This is a genomic window from Thermobrachium celere DSM 8682 (genome assembly GCF_000430995.1).
In the GTDB taxonomy this organism is placed as follows: domain Bacteria; phylum Bacillota; class Clostridia; order Clostridiales; family Caloramatoraceae; genus Thermobrachium; species Thermobrachium celere.
This window is the reverse complement of record NZ_HF951987.1, coordinates 1-654: the sequence shown is the minus strand read 5'-3', so window position 1 is coordinate 654 and position 654 is coordinate 1. Positions and strand designations below refer to the sequence as shown.

Annotated in this window: 2 protein-coding genes and 1 pseudogene; 2 read left to right on the top strand and 1 reads right to left on the bottom strand. The window is 32.3% G+C overall.

Annotated features, from left to right (window positions below; all coding sequences use genetic code 11):
- Positions 1–312: pseudogene (locus tag TCEL_RS00020) on the bottom strand (PLP-dependent transferase); the annotation flags it as partial.
- A gap of 25 nt (positions 313–337) precedes the next feature.
- Between TCEL_RS00020 and TCEL_RS13625 the strand changes: the two are divergent.
- Both TCEL_RS13625 and TCEL_RS14320 read left to right on the top strand, forming a co-directional pair.
- Positions 338–514 (top strand): hypothetical protein, encoded by a 177-nt coding sequence (locus tag TCEL_RS13625; protein WP_242823424.1) that lies wholly within the window; start codon positions 338–340, stop codon positions 512–514.
- Positions 515–582: 68 nt separating this feature from the next.
- Positions 583–654, top strand: a 72-nt coding sequence (locus TCEL_RS14320; protein ID WP_423219064.1) for a hypothetical protein, incomplete at its 3' end; no start/stop codon positions are given.

Sequence of the window (654 nt, the reverse complement as noted above, 5' to 3'; positions counted from 1 at the left end):
TAGTCTCTCCTCTCTAGTATAAGGTGAATGTGTCATTGATGCTGGATGTTGAATCAATGTCTCTGCATCCCCTAAGCTTACAGCTAAAGTACATACTTTACATGAATTTAATACTTTTATACCTTCTTCTACTCCACCATTTAATTCAAATGCTATAATTGCTCCTGGAAGTTTCATTTGTTCTTTAGCAAGTTCATATTGTTCAAAGCTTTCAAGTCCAGGATAATATACCTTTTTAACAGCCTTGTGTTCTTCTAAGAATTTTGCCACTTTCATTGCATTGCTACAATGTCTTTCCATTCTAATTTCTAGATTAAACAATTATACTGTTGGTTGGGTGGACTGGAACTTAATATTAGACACAATGGGAGGACCCAACCATGTTGGTAATTACTGCGATGCCCCAATTATTGTTGATACAGAAAATGATAGAGTATATTACCAAAGTTCCTATTATTATATAGGTCACTTTAGTAGATTTAATAAAAAGAGGAGCCAAGAGAATAGGGTTTAAAAATCCTTATRAGGATCTTGAGGTAACAGCAATTTAAAAATATTGATGGAACTGTGGTAGTTGTTGTTATGAATAAGACAGATAAGGATATTTATTTTAAATTAAAATCTGAAGATGGAGTAGCAGATTTTAATAGTTTA